This is a genomic window from Marinobacter iranensis (assembly GCF_029207565.1).
GTDB classification, from domain to species: Bacteria; Pseudomonadota; Gammaproteobacteria; order Pseudomonadales; family Oleiphilaceae; genus Marinobacter; species Marinobacter iranensis.
Window position 1 is genome coordinate 272,757 of record NZ_JANCMW010000004.1, and the last position, 24,296, is coordinate 297,052.

Below are 24,296 nucleotides of genomic sequence, written 5' to 3' on the forward strand. Positions count from 1 at the left end.
GTGGCGCTTAGCGCAGGAAGCGAGGCATGTTGAATAATTTCAGCCTGATCAGTCATTCCACGGCAGCCATTGCCTTTGGGCTGCTATCGCTGCTTATTGCCACGCGATACCTGCGCCGGGACATCGACCGCTCCCTGTTGCTGGCCGCCCTGGTTAGCGTGTTGTGGGCGGGCTCACTCGTTACCCAGAGCCTCTGGGGCGAACCCGGCTTTTTCATTCGTTACATGCTGGAACTGCTGCGGGACGCCGCCTGGATTACCGTACTCTTCGCCCTGCTCAGGGATTCTTTCCGCTCCGCCAACCTGGAGGGGCGCCTGCGTCGGGTGCTGGCCGCCGCCACCCTGATGCTCGTTACCATCCTGCTCGCCAGCGGGGCACTGGAGTATTTTCTCGGGCTCAGCATTCTCAACGGAAAAACCAAAGTCGTTGGGCAGATTGCGCTCTCGCTCATGGGGCTGTCGCTGGTTGAACAGATCTGGCGAAACTCCCTGTCATTCGGTCGCTCCAGCATGAAATATGTCTGTATCGCCGTTGGCAGCCTGTTCGCCTTCGACTTTTTCATGTACGCCGACGCCCTGCTCTTCGGCCAGGTTTCCGAGTCCTTCTGGAATGCCCGTGGCCTGGTGAATGCTGCCCTGGTGCCCCTGTTCGCAGTCAACGTGATTAACACCCGCAAGCAGCCTGTGGATTTCCAGCTTTCCCGTTCGGCGGTCTTCCACGCTGGCACCCTGATCCTGGCCGGAGGCTACCTGCTATTCCTGGCCCTCGGCGGCTATTATGTGAAGACCCTGGGAGGCGAATGGGGCGATGCCTTGCAGGTTCTCTTCCTCAGCATCGCCCTGGTCTTCCTGGTTACCCTGCTTGTGTCGCGCCGCGTGCGCTCACGGCTGATGGTCTTCATCAGCCAGAACTTCTTCGACTATAAATACGACTACCGTGAAGAATGGCTGAAAATGACCCGGGAGATGGCCGATCTCAGCAACAACCCGCCACTTCCCGAACGGGTTATACGCATTCTCACCAGCCTTGTGGAAAGCAACGCCGGCGCGCTGTGGATACGGGAAGATCGGGGAGACTTGATGCTGAAAACGGCGGTCAACATGGTTACTCCAAAGTACACCACTATTGACGCCAACTCGGAACTTGTTCGCTTTTTCGGGGAGCGGGAGTGGATCATTGATCTCCATGAGTATCGCAGCGATCCGGTCAGCTACAATCTGCTGGAGATTCCGGACTCGATCTCGCAAACACCCGATGGCTGGCTGGTGATTCCCCTGTATCTCAGTAACGATCTCTATGGCATCGCCATGATCGGCAACCCCTACGCCCGGGTGGAACTGAACTGGGAAAACTTCGACCTGATCAAGGTAGTCGCACGGCAGACCTGTAACCTCCTGGCCCAGGCAGACGCCCAGAACCGGCTTTCAAGGGCCATGCAGTTCGAAGCCGTCAGCAAGGCCTCCGCGTTTATGGTTCACGACCTGAAAACGCTTATTGCCCAGCTTTCCCTGCTGGTGAAAAACGCACCCAGACACCGGGACAATCCGGCCTTCATCGACGACATGATCAACACCACCGACCACGCCGTGCGCAAAATGTCGAACCTGGTGGACCACATCCGCAAACCGGCGGACGAGACCATGGTTACCGAAGTGATAGATCTGACAGACGTTGTCATGCACCTGGCAGACCATCATTCCCGCCGCCAGCCAGCACCGCGGGTGGCTGAGAATTCCGCAAAGATATTCATCAACGCGGACCGGGAACAACTCTACAGCATCCTCGGCCACCTGATTCAGAATGCACAGGATGCCACACCACCGGACGGTGAAATCACCCTCACCCTGAAAACCGCCAAGGGCAATGTGGTGCTGTTTATCCAGGACACCGGGTCCGGTATGACCGAAGAGTTTATCCAGACCCAATTGTTCAAACCGTTCGAGAGCACCAAGGGGCTGACCGGCATGGGTATTGGCGCCTACCAGGCCCGGGAATATGTTCGTAATGTGGGCGGCAATATCGATGTCACCAGCGAACCCGGCCTGGGCTCGTGTTTTTCAATCCGGTTCCCGCTTGCCCGGTTCACTCCGGAACCAGCCGAGCGAAAGCCAGAGCGACTGATTACCGACAATGCTCAGCCAGAACAGAATGCCAAATAATTGGCGAATAAAAAATACAGCGAACACTATCATTGCAAAGTGTCAATGTTCGGTTAAGAATCAGGGGTAAGAGGATTTACCGAGAAACCATCACAATACTGAAAGGGATTTGTAGCCGTTGTGAGTAGAAGACTGCTAATCGTAGAGGATGATCCGGGCCTGCAAAGCCAGATGCGTTGGTGTTTCAGCGAAGACCTGGAAGTTGCCGTTGCGGCAGACCGCGAGTCTGCCCTGGCCGCCCTACGGCGGACCGAACCGGATGTGATCACACTCGACCTGGGGCTGCCCCCGGACCCCGGCGGCGCATCGGAAGGTTTTCTGTTACTGGAGGAAATCCTTCGGTTGTCTCCCATGTCCAAAGTCATCGTGGTGACTGGCCGGGAAGACAAGGAAAACGCCGTCAAGGCCATTGGCATGGGAGCCAGCGACTTTTACCAGAAACCCCTGGATGCCGACATCCTCACTTTTGTGGTCAACCGCGCGTTCCGATTGGCCGAACTAGAGCGGGACAATCGTGAGCTGGCCCGCCAGCGCAATGGTACCAGCATCAAGGGCATTGTTGCCGCCAGCCCGCAGATGCTTTCTGTCTGCAGGACCCTCGAAAAAGTTGCCCCCACGGACGTCACCACACTGATCACCGGTGAAACCGGAACCGGGAAGGAGCTGCTGGCACGCGCGCTTCACGACCTGAGCCATCGCTCGGAAAAACCGTTTGCAGCGATTAACTGCGCCGCCATTCCCGAAAACCTTCTGGAAAGCGAACTCTTTGGTTTCGAAAAAGGCTCTTTCACCGGCGCTACCCAGAGCAAAAAAGGCAAGATTGAAAGCGCCAACGGCGGCACCCTGTTCCTGGACGAAATCGGCGACATGCCAATGTCGCTGCAAGCCAAGCTATTGCGGTTCCTACAGGAACGTATGGTAGACAGGGTTGGCTCAGTAAAGCCGGTTCCAGTAGACGTACGCGTGGTATGCGCTACCCACCGGGACGTTGAGCAACTAATCAACCAGGGCACCTTCCGGGAAGATCTCTACTATCGCATCAGCGAAGTCACCCTTGATGTCCCGGCGCTCCGGGAACGGGACGGCGATTCCCTCGTTATCGCGCAATCGTTGCTGCAATCTCTCGCCAAACAGATGGAGCGGCCAAACCTGGCCTTTACCGAAGACGCTATCAAGGCAATAAAGACCCACCCCTGGCCAGGGAATGTTCGCGAGATGATTAACAAGGTGAAACGGGCCACCATCATGGCGGACGGCAAACGTGTTACTGCCGCTGACCTGGAGATCGATTGCAACCTGGATGGCCCTGCAGGCCAGCTGAACCTAAGACAAGTGCGTGAGAATGCCGAGCGTGCGGCGATTATACAGGCGCTTCAGTCCAGCAATTTCAATATGGCCCAGGCTTCGCGCTTGCTGGGTGTTACCCGGCCAACACTTTACAACCTCACCGATAAATACCGGATAGAGACATCACCCGAATCATCAAATGCCTGAGCAACAGGCAGGGAATCCAAAACAAGACCCAAAAAAAGGGAAAGGAACAGGGCCATGAAACCAGTTTTAGCAGTACGTGCCACCCTTCTTTCAGTTGCCATCTCGCTGGCCCTCGCCGGTTGCAATGGCGACGACACTGAAATGAGCCAGGAGGACATCGAGTATATCAGCCACCTGGACCAGTCACGCTTTTTCCAGCGCCAGGGTGAGCTCAAAGCCAGTACGCTGGAGGCACGAAGCGCGATTGAGATGCAACCTGATCGGATCGAGCCCTACCTTGTTATTATTAACAACCTGCTCACCGCCGGTGACGCCCGCAATGCGGAACGCCAGCTTGATAAGCTGCTCTCGGACTCGGAGGTTGGCAAACAGTCCATAAGCCAACAAAATCTGAACGAAGCCGCACTTATCCGAGCCAAAGCCAGACTGATGCAGCAAGAGTTTGACGAAGCCCTCGTCGCCCTTGAAAAACTAAAAGAGGCCGACCGCGTGCAACAAATGGAAGGCGCCCTGATCAAGGGGGAGATACACTTGGCGGCAGGCCGCCCGGATGCAGCCAGGGAAGCCTATTCCGCTGCCCGAGACATTGATTCAGGTGAGGCAGCACCACTGATCGGGCTGTCGAAAGTGGCGTACAGCCAAAATAACCCCGAGCAGGGTGACGAATACATCGCGCAGGCCGAAGAACTGAATCCGGATAATGTCGAGCTCTGGCTCTGGAAAGCCAGGCTGGCCCACGCCGCCGGCGACTGGCCTGAGGCCGAGCAGGCCTACGTCAACGCGCTGGAAACCATCGGCCAGTATGACGTAATGACCTACCAGAAATTTGAAACCATGTCGGCGCTGATTAATGTCCTGCGGGAACAGGGCAAATCCTCTGAAGCCTTTGTCTACGAGGAAATACTTGCCAAGTCAGCACCTGGTACTATCAGGAGCAACCTGATAGCAGCACAAGAAGCATTCAACAACGGTGAACTGAATAACGCTGCACGCTATCTGGAGGAAGTACTGGCCCAGGCACCTGGCCAGGGACAGGCCGCCTTGATGCTGGGCATCATCCGCTATCGCCAGGGCCGGCCAGAGGAAGCGGAAGCCCTGCTGGCCCCGGTTGCAGCTATGGAGGACTCCGAACAAGCCAGAAAGCTGCTCGCGGCCACCCGCCTCCAGATGCGCAACCCAGAAGGCGCAAGGGAAATCCTGGCCAACCTGGAAGACCAGGATTCGGACCCGGAAACCCTGGCGCTGGTGGGCATCGCATCACTGGTCAGCGGCGACACCGAGAGCGGTGAGCAGTTCATCGAAAAATCCCTGGACCTGGCCCCCGACAACAACAGTTTGCGGTTGCGGTATGCGACGTATCTGGTGCGCACAGGTCAAACCGACAGAGCCATCAAACAGGCCAATCAAGTACTGAAGAACGACCCGGAATCAGAGCAGGCAAGACTGCTGGTCGTCCAGGCCCATGTATCCGCCGACAACAACGATGCAGCTATCGCCGCTGCTTCCGACTGGGTAGATGAACAACCAAAAAGTGTTGCCGCATTGGTTACTCGCGGCAATGTCGCCGCCAACTCTGAAAATATCGAAGAGGCCAGGCAGTATTATCAGAGAGCTGTAGAAACGGATAGCGAGAACCCCGCCCCGCTGAACGCCCTTGGCAATCTCGCACGGTTACGCGATGAACCAGATCAGGCCAAGGATTACTACCGCCGTGCCATTGAACTGTCTCCCGACAACGGCCAGGCACTGCAAGGACTGTCTTCAGTTATGGCGCGTGAAGAACTTACAGCGCTGATGGAAAGGGTCCGGGAGAAACACCCGGATGCATACGGCCCCAGGTTGGTATTGCTGGAATCAGCGCTGATCGACAATAACACCCAACAGGCCGACGATCTGACCGCAAGCCTGCTTGAACGGGAAGACCAATCCAGTCCCGCCCCCGTTGAGTCACTGGTTGCGTCTGTGTATCACGGCATCGCCACCCAACTGGCTGAGCGGGAACACTTGGAGCAAGCATCCGATGTGTTACGCCGGGGACGTATACTTTTCCCCAAAAACGAAGAGATCGGCATCCAGGCAGCTGCCATCCAGTTCACCGAAGGCAATACCGAAGAGGCCCGAGACATTCTCAGAGACGTCAAACAACAGCACCCCGAATCAGCAACCCCGTTCCGTATCGAAGCCCGCTATTTCGAAAAGCAGGGAAAATACCAGGAAGCTGCCGAGCTCTATCAGCTTGCCCTTGAACTGGATCAAACCGCCGAGTTGGGAATCGCCCATGCACGGGCTCTTGCCCGCTCCGGCCAGCGCAACAAGGCTATCGAAGCCCTCGAAAACGCCCGCGAGGCGTTTCCGCGCAACCCTCAGATTCTGATGAACCTGGCCATGCTGCATCAGGAAAACGAGGCACCGGAGAAGGCGATACCGCCCTACCAAGAACTGCTTGAGGTGGCACCCCGGAACGTGATCGCCCTCAACAACCTTGCCTGGATCTACCACCAGCAAGGGGACGACCGCGCCATAGAACTGGCCAGGCAAGCCTTCGAGCTCAACTCCAACAATGCGGCCATTGCCGACACCTATGGCTGGATCATGTTCAAGGCGGGGCAAGCAAAAGAAAGCCTGCCAGTGCTGGAAAAAGCACACCAACTGCAACCGGATTCAGAGGAAATTGCGATGCACCTGGCGGAAGCCTATCGCGCCACCGGTCGGGATGCAGACGCAAAACGGGTACTGGAGAAGTTTGGTGACCAGGGATAAAAGCCAAAAGAAACAAAGGCTATAACTACAACCTCACCATATCGAAACGTTCCTAGAACCCGGTGGCAGCTACCGGATTGCCCAACAATACTTACCCAGTGGAACCATTGACCTCAAGCCTGCGGAGACATCTCCCGCAGGTTCTCATGGAAGGAAGGGTAGCTTATGTCGGTAAGCAAAGTTCTGGGCCTTGGAAGCGCCGTCGTTCTCATCACTGGCTGTCAAAGCTGGCAGTTCAGGAACATCGAAAAACTCCCCCCAACTGCGTCAATCCCTGCTGAAAGTGAACCCGGGAAGGTGGACGTATGGTATTTCGACGGTATTACTGGAGAAACCGTAGACACCCTAACCAGCTCAGACGCCTATCCGGATTCACCTAGCGACGCCAGTGAGCTGAACCAATTACAGCGGCTTGAAGACAGGACCAACAGTTACGGCACGCTGATACGGGGGTTCATTGAGGCACCAGCAACCGGGGAATACACCTTTTATGTCAGCGGGGACGACGAGACACAATTCTGGTTGTCGGAGTCACAAAACCCTGATGGCGCCGACCAAATAGCGACAACCGGCCGCGCCACACGCATTGAAGACTACGATCGCTACTCGTCACAAACCTCCCCGGCTCGCTACCTTGAAGCGGGAAATCAATACTATTTCGAAGTACTCCACAAGGAAGGCAGATACGACGACCACTTCAGCATCGCATGGGAAGGCCCGGGAATCAGTCGCCGGGTCGTCAGTGGTGCTCACCTCCATAGCTGGGCACAGCGCACGCCCTCCGCAGGTCAGGAACTGACCCCGAAAGAAGCCTATGAAATGGGCTATCGGATTGGCTTCTTCGATGCTGAACAGGGGCTGGCATTCACTCCCACCTACCCTGTCCTTGACGAAGACAATGACGGCCTTTATGACAATTGGGAGGTAATCCACGGCCTTAATCCGGCAGATCCCGAGGACTCCAACTCCGACCAGGATGACGACCTTCTCAGCGCCCTGGACGAGTTCTGGAGCGCAACCGATCCCGCAAACGCTGACACCGACGGTGACGGTATCCCTGACGGCTACGAGTTCGCCTATGGCCTTGACCCACGGGAGCCATCCGATGCATCCACTGACCTGGACGGTGACGGTTACAGCGTACTGGAAGAGTACCTGGCCGGCACCGATCCGAACGACCCGAGCGACAGTCCGGTTCAGGGGCCGCAGTATACCGCCGGCTTTGTTGGCCAGTATTTTAACGGAACTGGCTTTGACGAGTTTCTTTACGCCCAGAAAGACCAGTCCATTCGGTTCAACTGGGGCAGCGGCAGCCCCTCCTCCGAGGTACCCAACAGCCGATTCAGCATCCGCTGGCAGGGATGGTTTGTGCCGCCCCATGAGGACGGCACCCGCAGCTATCAGCTCACCACCCGTACCGATGACGGTGTGCGTCTGTTCGTGAACGGCGAGTTGGTGATCGATCAATGGAAAAAGCAATCCGCCACAGAGTATTCAGCCGAGTTCAGCGTTGCAGCGAATGAACGAGCCGCCATCACAATGGAGTATTACGAGCTACTTTACGATGCCACAGCCACGCTGACGATATCGGATGTGCAAAGCGGCGAACAACTCGATGCAGCGTCGGTTATTGAAAGTCTTGACCTGGGCACCAGCCCGGCTCTCAGTTCGCTGGACGATGGCATAACCGATATCTACAAGCTGCATTACGGACTTCCGTTGGTACAGTCCAGTGCGAACCAGGTACTCAACAACGAGGGGATAACAGTGCTGGAGACTTACCAGTCCGACCTGCACCCATACACGCTGGAGACTGTAAGCGAGCCTGACGCACCAACCACCAGCCCCACGCCAACAGAACCTTCAGCTTCCACGGTAACGCTAAGCTGGAGTGCTCCGGGTACGCGGGTAGACGGCAGTAGTATCGCGCTCAGTGAAATCAGTCACTACGAAATCAACTACGGCCAATCACCGGATAGTCTGGATCAGGAAGCTCGTGCAGAGCCAGACGACACCTCCTACACCCTGGAAGGCCTGGCTGCTGGTACCTGGTACTTCACCATTCGGGTAGTGGATACCGACGGGCTCACCAGCCAGCCGTCCGAGACCGTGGAGTTTCTGGTGCAGTAGCCTGCCCTCTTCAAAATATACCTCCCGAGATGCCGCCGAGACTTGGCGCCAATCTCGGGGGCACCAAAAAACCTTCTCGAACTGTCCAGTTATTTTACACCTTCATTAGCAAATATCTAATTACTATAATAATATCAATGATTTAAATTATTGGCATACTATATGCTTAAGTGTTACTGAAACGTAACAACAAAGCTCACTGGAGTAGTAAATATGAAAGGATTTTCGAAAGGCATTGTATTAGCAGCAACATTTGCCGTTTCTGGATTTGCGAATGCCGCATACATCGGCACGGATGGCTCCGGCTCCTACGCAGGAACATACAATGTTCCCGGTGATAATAGCTACGCCAACGGAAGTCTGGATCCCAAGGGCTATTTTTCGGGCGCGCCAGAATACAGTGTTGGCGATTCAGCCCTGATGGGAAACAGCGTTGTCTACACGTCTAACGACAAATTCAGGCTGACATTCACCTTCATTGGCTATGAAGCCGGCTGGGAGAACGTGTTCCTGTACAATGGAGTTGAGATCTTTAACAACAGAAACACCGGTACCGTTGGAAATACCTTCTCAACCATCGTAACCGGCACGGCTGGCGCTACACTGGATTTTGGTTTCGCCACCTATAAAAGGTCTGGATCGATTCTGGAAAGTCAGGGTAACGACAATTCCAACGGTTCAACCTCATTCAACTTTGTTATCAACGAACTGGGCACAGACTTCCTGATCCTGAGTCTTGATGACAATAACCAGGTCGACGATAACCATGATGATCTGTTGATCAAAGTTGAGGCTACCAAAGTAACTGAGCCAGGCACTGTTGCCCTTCTGGGGCTCGGCCTTGCCGGACTCGCACTGCGTCGCAAAGCCAAAAAGTAATGGCGTAATCGCTTAAAGCGCATTGTGCTAGAATAAGAGCCCTGCCAGTCGGCAGGGTTTTTTTATGTCATTGGAGCGACACATCTCAGTGCTTGTTGAAATCATTTATACGCTTTCAGGCCGGGGATTGACCAAGGATGCTGACCTTCTCAAAGATACGATCCGTTCTCTTGGGCATGAGGTTTCCGTCAGGGCCCTGCCCCCACAACATCCCCGTATCCGTGCCCTTTCGGGGAAATTGGGACGTGCCAAGAAACGCCTGCCTTCCGCGCGTACCATTGAACTCACGAATACTCTCCAAAGAAGGATCCGACGTTTATTCAGCATCAAAACCCGCAACGCAGGCCTTGTCATTCATCTTGAAAATATTCACCCGCATTACATAAACCCGCGATGCACCAACTGGTTGATTCCAAATCAGGAATGGTTTCGAACAGAACGCAGCCATTACCTCACGGATATCGACGCCGTACTCTGTAAAACCCGCATTGCGGAAAGCCGGTTCAAAAGCCTTCACGGAAAAGTGAAATACCTGGGGTTCTCCACCCCCGGCGCCGGGCAGGCAAAAACCGCTCAGCCCTATCACAAGCCGCCTGGTGCCTATCTACATGTGGCTGGTTCCAGCCTGTCGAAAGGCACCTCAGCGGTAATCAGCGCCTGGGAAAAGCACCCCGAGTGGCCACCCCTCACCATCGTTGCCAACAACCCCCTGGTTGAGCGCCCCTTGCCGGCCAACATTGAACTGAGGAAGAACCTCTCTTCCAAAGACATGGAAAAGCTCTGGCGCCGCACGTCTGTGGCCATCATTCCATCGGAAGTGGAGGGGTATGGCCAGGTATTGGGAGAGGCCATGTTGGCGGGGGCGGTTATCATCACAACCGACGCCCCGCCCATGAATGAACTGGTAACAGCCCGCCGGGGCTATCTTGTGCCCTGGTCAGAGGAACGCCCCTGGCGTCTTGGTACACGTTACAAGGTAACTGCAGACGCTCTTGAGAGCTGCTTGCTAAAGGTTCTTGAAGAACCCCGCGATACCGTTGAGGCGAAGGCCAGGGAAGCCTATCTGTGGGCACTGGACAACCATCAGGCGTTTGCGCAGCGCCTCAGTATGTTTATAAAATCAGCCGCGCCGCAAAAAACGCCTCTCGCTAATCGCGAAAATGCTGATCAACATGGCTAACAAGGGGCGGCATGGCATCTTTCACCAGTTCGCCAACAGCAGCCTCGCCGTCACACTGGTCACACGCTACACCGAAAATAATCAGGGATGCGTCTGTCCGTGGACTGAAAAAGCTCACAACTTGAGCGAACTTCGCTCGCCACTGGTCCGTCTCCCACAGCCCGGCGACGTAATAGCCATAGGCCAGATGAACCCGTTTACCGGACGAGAAGCTACGCAGAGTCACACCTTGCAAGGAAATATCAGAAGGCGACTTTACCCTGAAGAACTGCTCCGGCACCCACTCATCGCGATCATAGATGCGGTTCCAATACTGAACAAGTTCTGCCCTATGGCGCTGATGCTCGTAACTGTACACACCCACAAATAATTGCTGATCCGGCCCCGTCTCTCCAGTGACAGCCTGGCGGTCAAACAGGGTCTGGGCAAAAACCAGGTCGGGGTTCCGCATTTGGGGCCGCCAACCACTTAACCGGTTTCGAAACAACGGCGCGTACCGCTCCCCATCAAGGCTGAAATCAAAAGTATCCGGCGAGGGTTTTATCTGTCCTGCAGACGACGGCAGCAGGATAAACAACAGTACCGGCAAAGCCGCAGTTACCAAAACGCCAACCCATATTTTACGGCCGCCCAGCCTGTCATGGGCAGCCGGAGCGGCTTCAACGGGATTTGCCTGTTCAGCTCGGGTTAGCTCCAGTTTTCGGCCAATGAAGAACAACGGCACCAGAGTGGCGGCAAATACCCACCAGCCAAAGTTGTCGTGGTCCTCAATCAGGCTGGTTTGCATGTTGGTCTCGTAACCCATGTAGATAATCACGAATACTCGAATCCAGTTGGCCAACAACGCAAAGACAACAGCAACAAGGAAGAAAAGGACCCGGGAACGCACCAGCCGTAAATTCAGCTCGCCATACAGGGCCGCCAACGACTGTCCCACCAGCAGATAACGCAAACCAGAACATCCGTGAGCGACTTCAAAGGTACCCACTCCAATCAGATAAACAAATACACCCTCAACTTCGAATTCAATGTCGAACAGGCCCAACAATAACCGATTGGTTTCAACCGTAATCAACTGGAGCGTCCAGGACAGGTAATCCCACACCGGCACCGCGAAAAAAAGTACGCCCACTGGAATAATAAAAGGACGCACCTGTTTCCACCCCAGGAAAATCGCCAGGGTCCCAAGCAACAGCGGCACAACGGTTAGTTCCTGCAATGCCTGAACTCGCAGAATATTGCCGAGCCCATAGGCCAGCAACGCCAGTGCAAAAGGAACCAGCCATAACGGGTAAAAGCCGGGAACAGGTAATTCCCGTTTTAACGTCCTTGCAACAAGGACAACGGAAACCAATAAAAGCAATAAGCCGTGGGAGTAGGATTCGTCAAACTTGAACCAGCGGCTGACAATACCCTCAACAGTAGGCCAGATCAGCAAAAAAAGGGCGCCAATTGATACAAGGAAAGGAAATACTGCCTGGATCAAACTCCGAAAACGAATCCATTCAATCGTCATACGTCTGCGTTCCTTACATGCTAGCCGACCGTCGGCTCATTGTGCCTGCAAGCAACGGTTTTTGCCACGACAGGGTCACAATCCTATCCTACGGCTGAACGCCCTCGCCACGAAGGGTGGGCTGGCCGCCTGGATGTGATACAGCGCCTTGAGTAGAGGACTACGAACTACCTGGAACGTAGAGAAGTGCAGTGCTTCCCCATGAAAATGCGATTTATAGAACTGCTTTTTACCCATTCCGGCCAGCAGATCATAAGCGCTCGTTCTCCCCTGCCTGAAAGCAGCTTCAATGGCAAAACCCAGATGAAGATAACCAAGCGACACTTTCGTGTCGAAATCCTCCTCATACCCGGCTTGAAGATTATACCGACAGCCGCGAACCACCACATCGTACAGAACAGAAACACAATGATTGTTATACAGGATCAGGCTCATAGCCGGCTCACCATCACATTGGTATAGCCTCTGCAGGAGCAAGCGATGGAACCTCAGTGCCTCCCTGTCAAACGCCGGTTTCCCCCAACGCTTCCTATGGAAAGCATTAAGGCGATCAAAAAAGTCCCCGTCGCGAGTTTCATCATAGTCAAGAAAAACAAGTTCGCCCTGCTGCCTCAGGTACCCTCGGCGGTTATAGGCTTTAAGCCGGGTATGCTTCCCAAGCGCACCCAACCAGTCATCAAAGCGGCCAGTCGTGTCAATGCGAATGCCTGTATCATCGGTACGATGAATAATTCGGTAGCCAAGGTCGTCAAAGCCACCGGCTTTCAGGTTCTCCACCTGATCCCCGGGCACATCCGAACAGATCAGCTCGTCCCAGCCCAGATGTTCCAGCGCCGAAACAATCGCCGCTGTGACTTTCCGCTCATAGCCCCGGCGGGCAATGATTCCGCAATACTCCGTGCGCACAGTTGGCGCAAGTCGCCAGGCATTGCCGAGCATGTAAAGGCGGGCAACCCGAACCCCGGCAGGTGTCACCAGAATCCGACGGCAGAAAGGGCCAATGCCAACAAGTTCACCCCGCTGGTCAAAAGCACCCAGCAGTACCAGTTCCATGCCCAGAACCTGAGACCAGGTTTCCCACCAGCTATAAAGCCAGGGCCAGCTCATGAACAATGGGTTGGCGTCAGATGCAGCAAGGCACGCCTGCCACTCCTCTGCCATGGCGGCGAAACCTGCCTCGGAAACCGGTTTGACACTCAGCATGACACACCCTCCGCAGCCGACACGCCCGGCACCGTTTCCGTAGTGTAAAAATCACCGGCGGCCTGTAGGAACTCACCATCGGAGTCGCCAGCCATAATAAACCAGGCAGATGATCCGGCAGAGTTCTCCGCGCCAGGTTCATATACATAGAAACGTGGCCGGCCCCTGAGCTGAACGAATCCTTCAGTCAGAAATGTTTTTGCCAACTCAGGATCCGAAGTAACAGAAACCACCTGGCTGGCATGGGGCCAGTGACGCGCTGCAGCCCTCACAAGAGTGTGCTTAAGTGGCCGGTTTCGGGCCGGACCGCAATAGTCGACAATACGTAGCGTGCCCCGGCTGAAGCGGGTAACCAGTATTGCGGCCAGCTCATCACCCTTCCAGGCGCAAACAAACCCATACCGGCCCAACGGGTGCCGTTGGTAACGCCAGTCAAGGTAGACAAAATTTCTTTGAACAATCCTTTCGTAGTCCGGGGCGCAACGCGTCCAGAGTGAATCTACCCGTCCTTTCTCGGGAAGGCTTGAGCGGACATGAACACGAACTCCGTCGGCATCCGGTGCAGCAGAGGAAGCCAGCCGGAGCCTGTTCAACCACTGGAGACAGGTCAGTAACCAGCTACGAAGCCCCCTGCGCCGGCGCAGCATCCTGAAACTTCTTACAGAGTCATCAGGCACCCAACCAAGGTGACGAAGTACCTTGCTGGCCCGATTGCTGATTCCAAAGGCCATAATCACAGGCGCCTTCCGGTGCAGCTCGTGCTTGATGGCACTCCCTAGCCCCTGCCCTCGCCACTGCTCAGCAAGGTAAAAGTCACAGCTCCATAAAACCTGTATGTCTTTGCCCCGTGCCTTTGCACGAACGGCCATCACTCCGTTGAATCCCACTACCCTGTCCTCGTCATCAACCAGCACAACGGGCGTAAAGGGCAAACCGAAAGGATTGGACTCAAACTGCCACTGCCACAATTCCGCCTTGTAGGGCACGTCCCTGAAGAGCCTGAGCACACCTGCCCGATACTTCGGCTGCCAGGGAACACATCGGGGTAGGCCGCTTTCCGCGGAGACAGCACTGACGTTCGCATCCTGTGTCATTTCCGGGGCACCATAACGCGATACAGCGCTTTCCAGACAACCGAATCCAGCGGCGCATTGCTGAAAGCCTCTGCAATGGCGCCGATCGCGCTACCACGCTTACCAACACGGGAGAGGTACCTCGCCTTACGGCAGTAAAACCGGGCTACCCCCCAGCGCCGATCCCCCGGAGACAGAACCTGGCCATACCTGGCCAGAAACTCCCGGATAATCCGCTCGTTCGCAGCAAACCGTCTGCGTTTATCGGATGAAATCTGATCCGCCATTACCCGATAAGACGCGACAATATCCGGCTCATATTGATAGTAGTATCGGGCCGAAAACCTCAGCCAGAGCTCGTAGTCATCAGCCACACCAACCGAAGTATCGAAGCCTCCCATCTCATCAAAGCACCGTCGTCTTACCAACGCCGTGGTAATGCTCACGCTGTTGTCAGCCAACAGATATCGTGTGATCCGGCCGGAATAACGCTTCATGTTCTCAATGCTGATAACCGTTCCCTGCTCATCAATCACCGCCTCGTCACCATGGACGATATCAACCTCGGGATTTGCGCGCAGAACAGCCAGTTGTTTCTCCAGTTTTTCTGGAGCCCACATATCATCTGAATCGAGAAATGCGATAAAGTCGCCCCTCGCCTGCTCAAGGGCAAGATTACGAGCATGACTCTGGCCCTGATTCTCCTGGTAGAAATAACGAACTCGCCCGTCAGCAAGGAAAGGCTCCAGCACTTTTACAGTATCGTCTTCAGAACCATCGTCCACTATGATGAGCTCAAGATCAGCGTAGGTCTGAGCCAGAACACTGGAAACCGCATCCGGCAGGAACCGTGCCCTGTTGTAAGTTGGTGTCACTACGCTAACGGTCGCCATTGCAAGCCCTCGATACTATTCCCGCCAACTTTTACTTCAGCAGAACAGCGGCAAGACTGCGCCAGGAGGCACGCCGCAACGGTCGTAATCTAAGTGCCTTTAGCATCTCCGTCATTGCCTCGCTCCTGGCCCCCTGACTTGCCAGATAGCGGGCCTTCCTACTGTGAAAGGCTGCAAACCCTGAATCGAAATCCTGCTCTGACATGGCATCCGGAAATTCCCGTCTGAAGTCGGTAATGATCTGCCAGTTGGAGTCAAAACGCCGGGTCTTGTCAGAGGAAATCTGGTCGTCCATCACTCGATAGTACGCAAAAAATTCAGGAACATAGAGGAACCGGAACCTCGCTGAAAACCGGAGCCACAAGTCATAGTCGTCGGCAACCCGACGTTTACCACTCATAGCACCCAACTCGTCAAAACACCGACGCTTTGCCATTGCCGTGTTCATGCTCACGCAGTTGTCTCGAATCATGTACCTGGCTATATGGCCCGAGTACCGACTCATGTTCTTTCGGGTAACTTCCTTCCCCGTCTCATCAATAATGATGATGTCTCCGTAGATAACATCGTAATCCGAATGTTGCCTGAAAAGCTCAACCTGCTTTTCCAGCTTCTCAGGGGGCCAGTAATTGTCAGAATCGAGGAAGCACACGAAATCTCCTTTTGCCTCGGAGATCGCAAGGTTGCGGGCAACACTTTGCCCTTGATTCTCTTGGTGGAAATAACGAACGCGAGAGTCCGCCAGCGCAGGCTCCAACAGCTCCCGGGTATTGTCTGTGGAACCGTCGTCTACGATCAGCAATTCAAAATTCGCGTAGGTCTGGGCGAGAACACTGTTAACCGCCTGCTCTATAAAATCAGCCCTGTTATAGGTTGGGGTGACGATGCTCACCAGGGGGTTAGCAGGCGTATTCATCTTTGTCTCCTGTGCCAATACATGTTCCCTGTTCTTTTAACCAAGCCTGAAACATCAAAATACCCCACAACTCAAAACTGTAGTCTTCACGCCCCGAAAGGTGTTCACTCCAAACCTGCCGAACCATGGCCGTCTTCCAGTAACCCTGCTCTCTCAGCCTCAACGGATCCAGAAGATCCTCCGCCCACTCCCGCAAAGACCCTCTCAGCCACGCCGCGACAGGAACCGCAAAACCCTGTTTTGGTCGCTCAATCAGTTCCCGCGGCACATGGCGGTATAGCACCGACCGAAGCACCTGCTTACCAACGTTCCCCTGCATGCTAAGAGTCGCAGGCAGCCCCATGGCAAACGACACCACCCGATGGTTCAGCATAGGAATACGGGTTTCCAAGCTGCAGGCCATGGCGGCGCGGTCCACTTTGGTCAGGATATCGTCTGGCAGGTACCAGTTCAGGTCCCGCCACATCAGCGTTTTAAGGTCCTCATCTGGCACCTCAGCGGGAAGCGGCCCGGTCAGGCCATAGCTGCCCTCACCTGATTCCCCCAACGCCATGGCCGGATCAGGCCATACAGAAACAGACTGGCGGTAGAACTCGGACAGGTTATGGGCGGAAGCCGTGGCGCGGGCCCGTGCCAGACGGAACTGGATTGCATCTGCACTGCGCTCTTTCTGAGAGGGCACCAAGGTACGAATAGCCTGAGCCGCCAATCCCGGCGGCAGCAGACTGGCCAGCGATTTCAGCCGCGAACCAAGCGAACCGCGCCGCTGCCACCCGCGCAACATGCCTGGATAACGGGTGTAGCCACAAAACAGCTCATCCCCGCCATCGCCAGACAGAGCAACCGTCACTTTCTTACGAGTCATTTCACTGACCAGAAACGTGGGAATCTGGGACGAATCCGCGAAGGGTTCATCGTATATTTTGCCCAGCAACGGAATGACCTTAAGGGCGTCCTGCTCGGTCACATACAGCTCAGTATGGTCGGTGCCCAGATGCTGTGCCACTGCAGCCGCATGCTCTGCCTCATTAAACCCCTCTTCATTAAAACCGATACTGAACGTTTTGACCGGGGTCGAAGCCTGCTTCTGCATCAGGGCAACGACAGTTGAGGAATCCACCCCGCCGGAGAGAAAGGCCCCCAGCGGCACATCAGACACCATCTGCTCGCCGATCACCTCAGTGAGCAACTCTTCCAGGTGGTTCGCAGCAGTCTCCACTGTCCAGTCCCGAGACTCCGTAAACTGATCTTCAAGGCGCCAATAGCGGGAGGGTTCCGGTAGTCTCCCGGATTCAATGCCAGCAAGGTCAATGGTAATGAACGAAGAAGGCGGCAGTTTGAAAATGCCGGAGTAGATTGTGTGGGGCGCAGGAATGAGATTGTGGCGTACCAGAAGCGGCAAGGCGCTACGATTGATCTCGCCCTTCCATTGAGGGTGTTGCTGCAACGCCTTGAGTTCCGAGCCAAAGACCAAGGCACTGCCCTGCCAGCCGTAATAAAGTGGCTTTTCGCCCATCCGGTCCCGGGCAAGATAAAGCTTCAGCTCTTTCCTGTCCGCCAATGCAAAGGCAAACATACCGCTGAAGCGGGCCAATGCCTGCTCCACACCCCAGGCCTCGAATGCAGCAAGCATCACTTCGGTGTCGGAATGACCGCGAAACCGGGCACCGGCTCCTTCAAGCTCGGTTTTCAGGTTACGGAAGTTATAGACCTCACCGTTAAAGGAAATTACGTACCGACCAGACTCGGATGCCATGGGCTGGGCGCCAAATTCGGACAAGTCGATAATGGAAAGGCGGCGGTGCGAAAGCCCAAGGCCCATCTCCCCACTAAACCACACACCACCGGCATCCGGCCCACGGTGTAGAATGGCCTGGCCCATGCCATCCAGGATAGACTCGTATTGCTCTTTGCTGCCGGGTAAATCCGGCCCGGCAAACCCTGCAATCCCGCACATTCAGAAAACTCCCTTTCTCATACGCTCCGCCTGAAACGCGCAGGCATAATGCGCATCAGTATCTCGCGTTCATCTTTTCTGAGTGACATCAACCAATACAATACGCAATACACCACCGCCGAAACTACCACTGCGAGAACGATGTCCAGGTAACCCGGAAACCCATATTCAACCCGCCACCAGGCAAGGCCAATGCCCATAACGGTCACCGGAATAAGGGCGGGAAGCACCACGTGTTTCATGTACTGTGTCATAGTGATGCTCAGGTTGTTGGCAACAACCTTCAGGAATATGGGCATAACGACAAAAACCGGCAATACCGACCCGAGCGCTGCCCCTATAACACCATATTCAAACACCAGCCAGATACTGAGGCCTAGATTAACCAGCGCTGCCGGCGGCGCTACCTTGGCGAAAATCACATGTTTATTGATCGCCGTCAGGTAACGGCTAGCGAACGGATTGATCATTGGTATCAGAGTGTAGGTCACCAGTAACACCATGATTGCATCCACTTGCGCGGGGTCAAACTCACCCTTCATCCAGATGGCGATAAACGGCCCACCGATAAGGCAAATGCCAACACCCATAGGGATAACCAGCGCCACAACAAGTTTGCTAACGATCATATAAATCGATTTGATCTTGCCTTGGTGGCCCCGCGCATTCAGGTCGCTGAAAACCGGCATGAAAGTATGGGTAAGCGTCATGGTAATGGTGGATATATAGCCCACCAAAGTAGCCGGTATGGTGTATACAGGCAATGCAGCCGGTCCGAGTATAGAGCCAATTACAAGCTTATCTGATAGACGTTCAACTTTGGAGGCGGCCCCTTGAATAAATGTCTTGAAGCCGAAAGAAAGCATCTCACGCAGTTTCTCCCAGGAGAAGTACCGCACGCTCGGGTAGAGTACGCCGAGCGCAGGTTTCAGCAGAACGGCGCCAAAAATCAAAAGTTTTATCACCTGCGATAATGCTCCCAGGCCAACCAACAGGGCAAGCCCGTTCTCCGGTGTCATATAAATGTAGCTAATAACTGCAATAGCAATGGTCAGCACAATATTGACCATATTCTTGAAATAGTAGCGCTGAAGTCCCTCCAGAAAACTACCTACAACGAGCTTCGGAAAGGCAAAGAATATCTGGGCACCCACGAACAGGAGAAAAAGCACATACTTGGTGCTCGTCTCGCTATCCTCAGGATTCAGCCATTCCGGGTATACCATTGCCCATACCCAGAAAAATGTTGCCAGTAACAAACCTACCATGCCCAGGAACGCCAATGCGCACGCATAAACTGTCAACAGCTGATCTCGATCTTTCTGGGCGTTATGCATCGATACAAACCGACTAACCGTCGGCCGCATTCCCAGATCAAGCATCCCCATATAACCAACGAGAGCCAGAATCATTTCCCGGAGCCCGTAGTCATAGTGCCCCATCAACTTCAGATAAATAGGGGCCATAATGAAAGTCACGACCATACTGACAATCAGTTGCGCCATGTTGGAGCTGGTATTTACAAGTATCCGTTTAAGCATCGATCAATAACTACTCAAGTAAGGGAATCCAGACATTAGTGTCGGCGTTTTATTACGCGACCAAAAGACCTTCGCACAAGAGAAGTAATTTTCAGTGCGTACCATACAACCCCTGGGCGCAAGTCCCCTCTTGCCCATAGAGCATCAGCCACAGTTCCTCGTGTAGCTGGCCAGATACCCTGCCATCCCTTCTGTTTGAGGCGAGCCAGGAAAACCAGCGACAAGTCCATCCATGTTGCCTGCCGCTGGGGCAGTGGTTCATAGAGAGTTGGGAGCCCGACGGCCTGTAGATACGCTGCCAACTGCAAGTTTACGCCTGCAGCCTCATTCACCGAATGGATGTTTTCCGGGCGGAAATTGGACTCGATATAAAACAATTCACCAGTAACGGGGTGGCGTTTGAACTCAACACCCAGCAAACCGCCCACACCAAAAGCCTGGAAAGTCCTGGCTACCTGCCGGTCGAGCTCCGGATCCTTCAGGGTTTCACCGGTGCCCATGCCTCCTTTTGTATTGTCTTCCAGCTTTCGTCCGGTAACGGACCACCTTACCTCGCCGTTGTCGCCACAGGTGACCAATGCAAATAGCAGGTTCTCAATACCGCCAGGCACGTACTCCTGTAACAGAATAGAGGCGCTCCCGGTGTCCAGAACCGGCTCCAACCGGGAGCGCAAATCATCCTCATTTTCCGCTACAAATATCTTACCCCTGAAGGCGCCTTTTCTGGCGAGTTCAAGAGGCTTGCTGATAATGGGAAAAGTAAGATCAGCGAGGCAGTCCAGCGCCTGAATATTATCGACCACCCTGCTCTCCGGTACACGGATACCGGCTGCGCTTACCGTATCAATCTGAACGCGCTTGTCATTGAAATGGCTGCACCTGTCGGGGTCGCTGACGGCCCGGGCGAACCCCGAAATGGACGGCCAGATCCTCGCCAGTAAGGCGATGTCCAGATCCCCACCCGTAAATACTATCGGGCTGCAACCGCATTCCTCCGCAATATGGCGAATAGCGTCACAGATGACCTCGTCGCTACCTCCCCGGCAATCAAAAACTCCGCTGGTATACCGGCTGCTCCTGGCAATCAGCGCAGGTTCACCTCTTGTGAGCACACAATAGACTGGTACACCGCTTCCTCCCAGCGCCCTGACCTGGGCCAGGAGGTTGACGTTGGCCCGGCCAAGTACAATGGCAGGGGCGACAGGGCCGGACACAAGCGATTCAACCGGAAAATGCGGCTCAATGTTGGCAGCGCACAATCGTTGGCTAGCACCTATACACCCGGCAATGTGAAAGCCCTGCTCTAACAGGTTTCTGGCAAGCGGCAGATTGTTGTCAACACGAACCAGCAGTCGAGTAACCGTGTCCTGGGTAACGTCCAGGGTAGCCGACCTGTCCATCAACCCGACTGACTTCAGTTCTATCGTGGCGTCAAAGCTTTCGTTGACCGACTCGCCCGAAAGAATTAACTCCACGTACCGGTTGGCCTCCGCTGATTCGGGAAAGTCCTCTGGCGAGAGCTCTCTGTATTGAAAGCGCTGACTATGTGGGTCGAAACCTTTGAGCTGGTCCAAGTCAGACGCTACCCCGGGCACAGTGCGTGTTAACAGCAAATGCTTTCGCCTCATTTTGTGCACTCTCCGGCCAGCATCTGGGTATACAGCCGCCGCAGGCTTTCCGCAGGGCGTTTGATATGGAACTTATCGACAGCGATCGGTTGGAACCTGACAAAATCGGACCTGCGGGAGTCGCGATCACTCAGCTCTGCAACCAACGCTTTCGTTAATTTCCGGCTATCTCCAACAGGAACCGTTTGGGCCGGCGAACCTTCGAGCACTTCCCGTAATCCGATGCACTGGCTGCCCACAATCGGCACACCGGCTGCCAACACCTCCATACCCAACAAGCCACAGGCCTCCCAACGAGACGGCATAACAACCACGTCAACCCCCTTGATGGCTGCCGCCATATCATTCGTCTGTTCGCACTGGTGGAAATAGTCGGCTAACCCTTTTTCACTCAGATATTCATAATCCTCCCGGATAAATCCACCCCAGCCGAACGTGGCAACATGGGGCAACGGGGCGACACTACGAGCTCTGTGTATCTCTTCAAGCGCGTCTACCAGCAGGCGAAAGCCCTTCTGCCCCATGAACCGGCCAAAAAACCCCAGCAATGGAGTTTGCTCATCAAGGCCGAGTTCTGCCTTTAACGCCCTAGGTTCCCCCTCACGAAAGTACTCTGTGTCCACTCCATGGAGAATTCCATGTACCCGGCTTCGATTTATAGCCGGGAAGAACTCCAGCAAGTTATCTCTGGCATCGTTAGTCACGGTATGAATCATTGTCATACGACGAAACAGCAGGGACATAGCCAGATGCTTCGCTCTTCCCTTCCAGCCCGAGAACTGAGCAGGCAAGAAGACATCGTGAGCAGTCATCAAGTGAGGGACACCGTATCCCGTACCGGCAAGCTCCGTTAACAGACCGGCGGAAAACCCATGGGAATGCACAAGCTGAAAATCACCAGTAGCAATAAGCTCCCGGAGCTGTCTGGCAAACGCCAAATTACCCTGTCGGGCTGGAACAACAGTAATACGGTTGCCAGGAATAAACTCGGAAAGGAAATCAGAAAGGCCCCTGTCTGGCACAACGAGCGTGAAGCGACAATCACTGAAACAAGGCTGGCTGTATATATAACGAAAGAAAGTGCGGATGCCCCCACCGGGCTGAAGAGCAGACATGAGAATGCGCATTGCTGATTCCATCCTGGATTAAGCGACAACGTCGGTCAGACTCACAAACCCGCTTTGCAGGCAGAACTCCAAACCGACAGCGCATTATGAGGCAAGAGTGCTGGAATGTCATACACCACAGCTTTCCAAAACTCAAAATCCCGCTGCATCATCCGGCCAATAGGAGTTTTTCCGCATTTATGGGAGAATCCGCCACGGGATCAGGCCAGATGACGCCGCCACTCTCAACTAAACCAGGGACGAAGATATGAGCTGGATCCAAAACCTCTACAACAACCGTAACCGCTTCAAACAGGCGATTATGGGCAAACGGGTTGTATTCCACCATGTGCCTAAATGTGCCGGCACATCAGTTTCCCGGGCCTTACGTTTACGTTATTTTTTGTCAGAGGAATCCATCGCCGCACCCGGAACAGCTGCCGTAATGGAGCGCCAACATGGCCCCCTGGACTTTTCTCTCCTTGAAGACTTTAACCGCATACGCACCTTCCGAGTGGAACTGCTTCATTACCTGATGTGGAAAGACATCTACTTTATCGGCGGGCACGTACCGTTCAATAATAAAGCTTACGACCAGTTCCAAGGATACAAACTGATTACCGTGCTCCGAGACCCGGTCGAGCGATTCATATCCGAGTACTTTTATAACTTCCAACGTGAGCATCAATCGAGGATTGATCAGGACTTCGAATCCTACCTGAACTCACCCATGGGCCAGCGAAACGCTCTGAAATTCTGTGAATATTTCTGTGGTGACACAGAGCTGACACTTGATGACCCCGCCAAGCTGGTGGAAAAGGCCAAGGATAATCTCAAGCACTTTTCCGTGATCGGTTTTACCGATGACATGGGGCGCTTTGAAGCTGATGTTAGACGAGAGCTCGGCATCAGGGTTTCCTTTGGCATGCAGAACAAGCGCACGACCAGCGACACGAAGATTTCTGAAATCGTGACTCCGGAGCTGCGGAAGAAAGTTAAGGAGATGTGCCGATTTGATCAGGAAATTTATGACGCAGCCAGATCGCAATCTAGATAAACGCTGGCAGCATGCCATTAGCGTAATACTTAGATACAAAGTAAAACTTGAGCGCTTATGGCTTCGCAAACTCTACAATAATCGCCCAAGAAAGCTCAAAGTTCAGAGTATTGCAACCGCCTCTCTTGACTCAGACAATAAGCTTCACATAGTTCACGTCAACAACTCCAGCAGCCGAAAATGTAAACCGGCCTCCCTGACCAAAGTCATGGCCGTAATAACTGCACTAGATGAGATAGGAAGCATTGACGAAAGAATTACGGTCGAGGCAGAGGACATTCTGCCGGGAAGCAGAAACAACCTCAAAGCCGGAGACAAGATATCCTGGAAAGATGCCTTTCACAACATGTTAATGGCTTCCTCAAACAGCTCCGCCAATACAGTTATCCGCAGCCTGGGACTCCGGCTTCCCAGCCCAGAACCCTGTACCCGGCCAAACGCAAGCGCAGAAGCGCCAGCCTGCGGAGCTATAGCTGCCATGAACGCTAAGGCACAATCCCTTGGAATGACTGGTACTCGTTTTACCAACGCATCAGGGCTGGATAGCTACGGCATGTACACCACGGCGCATGACATGTTGCTAATGGGAGTGGCCGCGCTTGCTTACCCTGACCTGACAAAAGCGTGGGGCAAAACAGTTCATATTATGAAGGTAGGAGGGCCATCGGCGCGAGATGTCGAAATCACCAGCACGCTAAAGCAATTATTTGACGAAGAACCAGTGGTAGGGTAATCCCCCCGAAAAAAAGCGGTTTTCAAAAGTAGAATTTTCCGTAAGCTAAACGCAGGGAGATTCTGCATGAA

Annotated in this window: 18 protein-coding genes; 8 read left to right on the plus strand and 10 right to left on the minus strand. The window is 54.3% G+C overall.

The features are described from left to right. Window positions 1–26 precede the first annotated feature (26 nt). The 5 genes from prsK to NLU14_RS09450 all read left to right on the plus strand — a co-directional run bounded on the left by prsK (window position 27) and on the right by NLU14_RS09450 (window position 9,422). The gene (prsK, locus tag NLU14_RS09430) at window positions 27–2,159 is read left to right on the plus strand and encodes an XrtA/PEP-CTERM system histidine kinase PrsK (RefSeq protein WP_275705975.1); all 2,133 of its coding nucleotides are present in this window, start codon (window positions 27–29) and stop codon (window positions 2,157–2,159) included. A 120-nt stretch (window positions 2,160–2,279) separates the two neighbouring features. After that, complete coding sequence (gene prsR, locus NLU14_RS09435; protein WP_275705976.1) at window positions 2,280–3,653, plus strand: PEP-CTERM-box response regulator transcription factor; 1,374 nt, start codon at window positions 2,280–2,282, stop codon at window positions 3,651–3,653. Window positions 3,654–3,707: 54 nt separating this feature from the next. Next, window positions 3,708–6,413, plus strand: coding sequence for a tetratricopeptide repeat protein (locus NLU14_RS09440; protein WP_275705977.1), 2,706 nt, complete (start codon window positions 3,708–3,710; stop codon window positions 6,411–6,413). A gap of 165 nt (window positions 6,414–6,578) precedes the next feature. Further along, on the plus strand, window positions 6,579–8,543 hold the full coding sequence (locus tag NLU14_RS09445) for a PA14 domain-containing protein (protein ID WP_275705978.1): 1,965 nt from the start codon (window positions 6,579–6,581) through the stop codon (window positions 8,541–8,543). A 213-nt stretch (window positions 8,544–8,756) separates the two neighbouring features. Further along, window positions 8,757–9,422, plus strand: coding sequence for a PEP-CTERM sorting domain-containing protein (locus NLU14_RS09450; RefSeq protein WP_275705979.1), 666 nt, complete (start codon window positions 8,757–8,759; stop codon window positions 9,420–9,422). Between the two features lie 316 nt (window positions 9,423–9,738). Here NLU14_RS09450 and NLU14_RS09455 read toward each other — a convergent pair whose 3' ends face one another. Further along, entirely contained in the window at window positions 9,739–9,939 is a 201-nt protein-coding gene (locus NLU14_RS09455) for a hypothetical protein (protein WP_275705980.1), read from the minus strand. A 6-nt stretch (window positions 9,940–9,945) separates the two neighbouring features. Here NLU14_RS09455 and NLU14_RS09460 point away from each other — a divergent pair, with 6 nt between their 5' ends. After that, window positions 9,946–10,602 (plus strand): glycosyltransferase, encoded by a 657-nt coding sequence (locus NLU14_RS09460; RefSeq protein ID WP_275705981.1) that lies wholly within the window; start codon window positions 9,946–9,948, stop codon window positions 10,600–10,602. Here the strand turns inward: NLU14_RS09460 and xrt are convergent. The 9 genes from xrt to NLU14_RS09505 form a co-directional block, all read right to left on the minus strand. Beyond that, entirely contained in the window at window positions 10,571–12,040 is a 1,470-nt protein-coding gene (gene xrt, locus NLU14_RS09465) for an exosortase (protein WP_275705982.1), read from the minus strand. The two genes, NLU14_RS09460 and xrt, sit on opposite strands and share 32 nt — an antisense overlap. Before the next feature lie 153 nt (window positions 12,041–12,193). Beyond that, the gene (locus tag NLU14_RS09470) at window positions 12,194–13,321 is read right to left on the minus strand and encodes a GNAT family N-acetyltransferase (protein ID WP_275705983.1); all 1,128 of its coding nucleotides are present in this window, start codon (window positions 13,319–13,321) and stop codon (window positions 12,194–12,196) included. After that, window positions 13,315–14,415: a GNAT family N-acetyltransferase gene (locus tag NLU14_RS09475; protein ID WP_275705984.1), complete on the minus strand. Its 1,101-nt coding sequence runs from the start codon at window positions 14,413–14,415 to the stop codon at window positions 13,315–13,317. Before NLU14_RS09475 ends, NLU14_RS09470 begins: the two co-directional genes overlap by 7 nt. Then, window positions 14,412–15,287, minus strand: coding sequence for a glycosyltransferase (locus NLU14_RS09480; RefSeq protein WP_275705985.1), 876 nt, complete (start codon window positions 15,285–15,287; stop codon window positions 14,412–14,414). The genes NLU14_RS09475 and NLU14_RS09480 overlap by 4 nt, the downstream gene beginning before the upstream one ends. A gap of 31 nt (window positions 15,288–15,318) precedes the next feature. Further along, a complete protein-coding gene (locus NLU14_RS09485) occupies window positions 15,319–16,203 on the minus strand; it encodes a glycosyltransferase family 2 protein (protein WP_275705986.1) in 885 nt (294 codons plus the stop codon). Continuing rightward, on the minus strand, window positions 16,187–18,160 hold the full coding sequence (gene asnB, locus NLU14_RS09490; protein ID WP_275705987.1) for an asparagine synthase (glutamine-hydrolyzing): 1,974 nt from the start codon (window positions 18,158–18,160) through the stop codon (window positions 16,187–16,189). The genes NLU14_RS09485 and asnB overlap by 17 nt, the downstream gene beginning before the upstream one ends. Window positions 18,161–18,177: 17 nt before the next feature. Continuing rightward, a complete protein-coding gene (locus tag NLU14_RS09495) occupies window positions 18,178–19,701 on the minus strand; it encodes an oligosaccharide flippase family protein (protein WP_275705988.1) in 1,524 nt (507 codons plus the stop codon). A 35-nt stretch (window positions 19,702–19,736) separates the two neighbouring features. Further along, entirely contained in the window at window positions 19,737–21,176 is a 1,440-nt protein-coding gene (locus NLU14_RS09500; protein WP_275705989.1) for a hypothetical protein, read from the minus strand. A 149-nt stretch (window positions 21,177–21,325) separates the two neighbouring features. Beyond that, entirely contained in the window at window positions 21,326–22,456 is a 1,131-nt protein-coding gene (locus NLU14_RS09505; RefSeq protein WP_275705990.1) for a glycosyltransferase family 4 protein, read from the minus strand. A gap of 247 nt (window positions 22,457–22,703) precedes the next feature. Here NLU14_RS09505 and NLU14_RS09510 point away from each other — a divergent pair, with 247 nt between their 5' ends. Beyond that, complete coding sequence (locus NLU14_RS09510; protein ID WP_275705991.1) at window positions 22,704–23,492, plus strand: sulfotransferase family 2 domain-containing protein; 789 nt, start codon at window positions 22,704–22,706, stop codon at window positions 23,490–23,492. Next, entirely contained in the window at window positions 23,464–24,225 is a 762-nt protein-coding gene (locus NLU14_RS09515; RefSeq protein ID WP_275705992.1) for a D-alanyl-D-alanine carboxypeptidase family protein, read from the plus strand. The genes NLU14_RS09510 and NLU14_RS09515 overlap by 29 nt, the downstream gene beginning before the upstream one ends. Window positions 24,226–24,296 lie beyond the last annotated feature (71 nt).

Excerpts from the sequence above, each read along its gene's own strand:
- prsK (WP_275705975.1), top strand. The coding sequence starts at position 27 with ATGTTGAATAATTTCAGCCTGATCAGTCATTCCACGGCAGCCATTGCC.
- NLU14_RS09440 (WP_275705977.1), top strand. The coding sequence starts at position 3,708 with ATGAAACCAGTTTTAGCAGTACGTGCCACCCTTCTTTCAGTTGCCATC.
- NLU14_RS09515 (WP_275705992.1), top strand. The coding sequence starts at position 23,464 with ATGACGCAGCCAGATCGCAATCTAGATAAACGCTGGCAGCATGCCATT.
- asnB (WP_275705987.1), bottom strand. The coding sequence starts at position 18,160 with ATGTGCGGGATTGCAGGGTTTGCCGGGCCGGATTTACCCGGCAGCAAA.
- NLU14_RS09485 (WP_275705986.1), bottom strand. The coding sequence starts at position 16,203 with ATGAATACGCCTGCTAACCCCCTGGTGAGCATCGTCACCCCAACCTAT.
- NLU14_RS09450 (WP_275705979.1), top strand. The coding sequence starts at position 8,757 with ATGAAAGGATTTTCGAAAGGCATTGTATTAGCAGCAACATTTGCCGTT.
- NLU14_RS09480 (WP_275705985.1), bottom strand. The coding sequence starts at position 15,287 with ATGGCGACCGTTAGCGTAGTGACACCAACTTACAACAGGGCACGGTTC.
- NLU14_RS09445 (WP_275705978.1), top strand. The coding sequence starts at position 6,579 with ATGTCGGTAAGCAAAGTTCTGGGCCTTGGAAGCGCCGTCGTTCTCATC.
- NLU14_RS09495 (WP_275705988.1), bottom strand. The coding sequence starts at position 19,701 with ATGCTTAAACGGATACTTGTAAATACCAGCTCCAACATGGCGCAACTG.
- NLU14_RS09510 (WP_275705991.1), top strand. The coding sequence starts at position 22,704 with ATGAGCTGGATCCAAAACCTCTACAACAACCGTAACCGCTTCAAACAG.
- NLU14_RS09475 (WP_275705984.1), bottom strand. The coding sequence starts at position 14,415 with ATGACACAGGATGCGAACGTCAGTGCTGTCTCCGCGGAAAGCGGCCTA.
- NLU14_RS09470 (WP_275705983.1), bottom strand. The coding sequence starts at position 13,321 with ATGCTGAGTGTCAAACCGGTTTCCGAGGCAGGTTTCGCCGCCATGGCA.
- NLU14_RS09505 (WP_275705990.1), bottom strand. The coding sequence starts at position 22,456 with ATGCGCATTCTCATGTCTGCTCTTCAGCCCGGTGGGGGCATCCGCACT.